General features: G+C 33.0%; 1 protein-coding gene. It reads right to left on the reverse strand.

Features of this window, described 5'->3' with window-relative positions; genetic code table 11:
* Nucleotides 1-398: 398 nt before the first annotated feature.
* Nucleotides 399-1,209, reverse strand: an 811-nt coding sequence (locus tag CN514_RS16905; RefSeq protein ID WP_141529405.1) for a phosphate ABC transporter substrate-binding protein PstS family protein, incomplete at its 5' end; no start/stop codon positions are given.

Below are 1,209 nucleotides of genomic sequence, written 5' to 3' on the forward strand. Positions count from 1 at the left end.
ATTTTAATCCACGTTTCATTTTAATCCCCCTAAAATGTTTGTTTTTATTTTTAATGTTGTTTTTAATTTTTGTTTGTTATCTCTTACAATCTCTACTTTAAAGTTTTTAGGTTAAGCAAGTTTTAATCAATCGTAAAGAAATTGTAAATCTTTTTAAGAGGAAGTATGTTTAATTGATTTATGGGAACTTAATATAGCGATAAAATACTAATTAGTTATTAAAATCTGCTAAATATAAAAAAGAAACTACTTAAAAGCAGCTTAACTTTTAAGTAGTTTCAGGTGCTGATCTATGCCGAATAGGGAATGCTAAAAACACATAGGGGAATCTTAAGGGAAATAAAAAAAGCTGACTCAGAAAAGTCATAGACCTTTCGAATCAACTCTAAATTGATTTATTATTGTAAACCTGACATTTCTGAAGCTGGGATATAACCCATTTCAACTAACTTATCAGCAAATTCATCGCCACTAATAAATTCAATATATTCTTTTACTGGAGATTTCGCATCACCTTTTGTAATCATATACTCATATGAATAGAATGGGTATGCACCAGAAGTAATGTTATCAGTTGAAGATTCTTTTCCATCAATTTTCACAGTTTTTAATGCATCTTTTTTATCGCCGATTAAATATGAGTTAGCAAGATAAGAAATTGCTCCAGGAGTAGAGTTTACAGCTTGTTCAACTGCACCGTTTGAATCTTGAACAGTTCCTACGCCATCATTAATCTTAACGTCTTTCATGATTTTCTTTTCAAACGCTGCACGAGTACCAGATGATGCTGGACGGTTAATTACATTAATTTTCTCATCTTTACCGCCAACTTCTTTCCAGTTCGTTACTTTTCCAGCGAAAATATCTTCAATTTGTTGAAGTGTAAGTGAATCTACACCAACATCTTTATTTGTAACCATTGAGTAACCAACACCAGCAACTTTAGCTTCTACTAATGAACTCGCTAAAGATTTATCTTCTAATTTTTCAGCAGCAGGTACATCTGAGTTACCGATTTGAATTGCTCCAGTTGATACTTGGTTTACCCCAGTACCACTACCGCCACCTTGAACTGTAATTGAAACTTGTGGAAACTTTGCCATAAATTCAGTTGCCGCTTCGTCAGCTAGTGGTTGTAATGCTGTTGATCCTGCAGCACCAATTGTTCCTGTCAATTCTACTTTTTTATCATCTGTAGTCTTACCAGTT

Source organism: Bacillus sp. AFS001701 (genome assembly GCF_002559405.1).
Classification (GTDB): Bacteria; Bacillota; Bacilli; order Bacillales; family Bacillaceae_G; genus Gottfriedia.